The following is a 3,765-nucleotide window of genomic DNA, read 5'->3' as shown; positions in this document are numbered from 1 at the left end:
TTACAGAAATAAGTTATCAAAACTTATTTCTGTAATTGAAAAAAGGAGTACATTTTCTTATGAAAATTAAATATTTATTAACGATTCCTTTGGGATACCTGATCCTGTCGCTTTCGCGAAATTTCAGCCTTACAGTATTTCGTTATAATATTCCTATACCGCTGGATGAAATTATTTATGTAAGTCTTGATATTCTGGCAGTGTTATTTCTTGTGTATCTGTATGATAAATATGTGTTGAAAATACATTGGCAGGACATTTATGTATGTAAGCCAGTTCCTCAGGTGAAATGGGTAGTTGCGGCTGTTTTATTATCAACGTTTGTTTTGGTATGCTGTATTTTTTTGACAAAAGGAACATTTATTAAGGAAGAGATATCCATTCAGGAAAAGATTGATCTGGCTTTTAATACCATACTTGGAGGTGGTGTACGTGCTGCTGTAACAGAAGAAGTGATTTTCCGTGGTCTCATATTCAGCTCCCTGCAAAAAATGAAAGGGACTAAGTTTGCTGTTGCAGGGTCTTCTATTTTGTTTGCAGTAATGCATCTGGTGAATATTGACACGTCCAACGTTTATAATGTAATATCTTTATTAATAGCAATTTTCCTTATTGGGTGCGCTTTTGCATTGATTGTCTTGGAAACCGGATCTATATGGTCAGGAGTTGTCTTTCATGGGTTATATAATGTTATTTCAGGGGATATGGATATTTTACATGTTTCCGCAGCGGAGTCTTTTCCTGCAATTTGGTTATACAAACCTGTGAAAGAATACCGCTGGATCACTGGCATCATTGGCTCGGATGATATAGAGACAGGACTTCCGGCAATGATTGGATTTGTAATTGTTATCATAGTTGCATTATATCTTATAAAAAAGAAAAGACAGATTAATTAATATTATTGTGAGGTTTCTATGGGGGTTGTTAATAATATTCTTATCATAGAGGATGATCCGGCTATTCGGGAAGGTGTCCGCATACTGATGGAAGGGGAAAGTTTTCATGTTGAAGAAGCAGTAAATGGTTTCGAGGGTCTGAAAAAAATATCAGATTCCACTCATTTGGTAATCTTGGATGTTATGATGCCTGGTATATCCGGATATAAAACATGTGAAGAAATTCGTAAAAAAAGTAATGTTCCAGTTTTGTTTTTAACTGCTAAAGATTTGGAGTCGGACAAGCTTCTTGGATTGATGGCCGGAGGAGATGATTATCTTGTAAAACCATTTTCTTATGCGGAGCTCCTTGCAAGAGTAAAAGCATTGTTAAGAAGACATTTAGTTTATGATAAAGCTGCAGAAAAAAAAACAGAGATAGAAATACAAGAAGAATGGATAGAAAATAAAAATATACGTATTAATACCGAAAAGAATAGCGTTTATTTAGATGAAAAAGAAATAAATTTAACGGAAATGGAGTATAAAATCCTGGTGCTCCTTATGAAGAATCCGGGCAAAATATTTTCTGTCCAAAATATTTATGAAAGTATATGGGAAGCCCCCTACCTGTATTCTTCTGGGAATACGGTTATGGTACATATCCGGCGTCTTAGAAAGAAAATTGAAAAAGATCCTCAAAATCCAAAACTGATTGTGTCAACATGGGGAAAAGGATATCATTTTGAAAAAAATAAATAAAAATAGTCTGACTTCAAAACTGATTTATCGAATGATAAAAGATTCGTTTATTGGTGTTCTGATTTTTTGTATTTTGAATGGAGGAGGTATATCGGTATTTCGAGAGCAGTTGCTGGCGTATGGCGATTTATATGGGGCAGAGCAGGATAAGATTGAGGCATTCCAGAAATACGTAAGTGAAAATCAATTGAAAATGACAGATACCGATGAAATCCGTTCCTGGGTTCGGCAAAGAAATATTCAGGAATTTGTTATCTCAAAGGGAAAGAATATTTTTTTTGATAATACCTATCAGGAAGATTTATTTCCAGGTGCGGTACAAAAGAGTGCATCAAAATTTTTATGTTCCATATATTTTTCAGACGGAGAAGCAGAGCTTTATATTTATGATGGATTTGCAGATAAATATTTTGATATAATTTCATTTTTTTCAGCAATTATAAGTATATTGATATGCCTGGCAATTTTTGCCAGTGAACTTCAGAAGGAAATAAAAAATATTAAATATCTCAAAAAAGAAGTTGAAGAAATTGGAATGGGGCACTTGGAAAATGCAATTTCCATTACCGGTGAGGATGAAATTTGTGGACTTGCAACAGGTATTGATCATATGCGGAATCAGTTAATATTACAGAAAAAAACACAGGAAAAAATGCAGCAGGTTCAGAATGAACTTGTCTTAGGAATGGCGCATGATCTTCGTACACCACTTACCGGTTTATTTTCTTATCTGGAGATCATTAAGAAGCTGGAAAAAGAAGGAAAACCAGCAGTTGAATATGCAATAAAAGCTTTGAATAAAGCAGAACAGCTTCGCTCTGTCTCGGATCAGTTATTTGAATATTTTCTGGTCAGTAATGGGTCAGATGTGAAGCAGGAAGAACCAGAAACGGTTCAAAGTATTTTTGAAGATTATTTGTCTGAATTTTGTGTGTTTCTTCAATATAATGGTTTCTGCATCGAAACTGAAAGAATCAAATGGAAATCGGTTATGGTATGTATAAATACAGATTATCTTGGAAGAATTATGAACAATCTTATTTCCAATATAGAGAAATATGCAGCGAAAGATAAACCGATTGAACTGGAAGTGTTATATACTGATACATATGTGGAACTTGGATTTAGGAATAAAATTATCAAACCTAATCCATATGTAAAAGGTACAGGTATTGGATTAAAAAATATCGAACTTATGATGGAACAAATGAAAGGATTTTCGATGGTGGAAATTATAGAGGACATCTATTACATTAAGCTTTCATTTCTTATTGCCAGGTGATTGTTAATAAAATGAATGATAAAAGGCGACAGTGTTACTGGGAAGACTACGCTTTTACAGAAATAGGGAAACTTTATAAATTAAGACTTCCCGTTTGTGCATCTGTCTAGTGCAGGCAAGAAGCACCGTGGATAAGATGAGAGAAGAATCTTTGGTTCAATTAGTTGGAGCAGGACGTTCCAGTAAATATGTAAAATCGAGTGGAACTCAATAGAAACTCGATTTCCACTCGAAAATATTGATGAAAACCTGAAATAATAAGAAAAATAAAAAAAATATTTCGAGTTTATCGAGTGGAATGCGGATACTGGTAATATGCAATATTACGATCAGGGAACAGGAGATTGGTATGAGAGTAAGTGGGTTAAGAGAAAGATTAAACGAGATGGGAGTTGCTGGAGATATATATGCGATTAACAGCGTGGAATATCCGAATGAGGCATATTCGATTTTTTGGAATGGTTCAGAATGGGAAGTGTATTATAGCGAAAGAGGTCAAAAGCGAGGAATAAAGAAGTTTTTTGATGAATCTGAAGCCTGTGAATATTTCTTGAAACAGATTGGAATGTCATCTGCCTGTTAGATAAACGCTGAGAGTGTTCCTTCTTCCTTGACTTTTCCACTTGCTTCCACTTGTCTTTTGGAAATGGATGGGCTATAATCAAGTCAGAAACAATCAGGAGATATTGGCGTGTCTAATGATTGTACTGCGGAAAAAAAAAATTATTTCAAAAGTTGCACAAAACAAGCCATAGGCTATCTCCTGTTTGCGGCAGGGAATAGCCTATCTGTCTGTTAGAGGAATACTGAGAGCATTCTCAAAAGTCTGATATATGGATAAAG

At 34.6% G+C, this 3,765-nt stretch carries 4 protein-coding genes; all 4 read left to right on the top strand.

All coding sequences use genetic code 11. From position 1 onward, the window contains the following. Positions 1–212 precede the first annotated feature (212 nt). Positions 213–899, top strand: a complete 687-nt coding sequence (locus AC075L_RS05490; RefSeq protein WP_161234203.1) for a CPBP family intramembrane glutamic endopeptidase — start codon at positions 213–215, stop codon at positions 897–899. Between the two features lie 18 nt (positions 900–917). Then, positions 918–1,640: a response regulator transcription factor gene (locus AC075L_RS05485; RefSeq protein WP_118566691.1), complete on the top strand. Its 723-nt coding sequence runs from the start codon at positions 918–920 to the stop codon at positions 1,638–1,640. Further along, positions 1,624–2,922, top strand: a complete 1,299-nt coding sequence (locus AC075L_RS05480; RefSeq protein WP_118566692.1) for a sensor histidine kinase — start codon at positions 1,624–1,626, stop codon at positions 2,920–2,922. The genes AC075L_RS05485 and AC075L_RS05480 overlap by 17 nt, the downstream gene beginning before the upstream one ends. A 349-nt stretch (positions 2,923–3,271) precedes the next feature. Next, positions 3,272–3,505 carry a hypothetical protein gene (locus AC075L_RS05475; RefSeq protein WP_118566693.1) on the top strand — a complete coding sequence of 78 codons (234 nt, stop codon included), beginning with the start codon at positions 3,272–3,274 and terminating at the stop codon, positions 3,503–3,505. Positions 3,506–3,765 lie beyond the last annotated feature (260 nt).

Source organism: Blautia sp. ZXY-1-B12, assembly GCF_056339915.1.
This window is presented reverse-complemented; position numbering and strand designations above follow the sequence as displayed.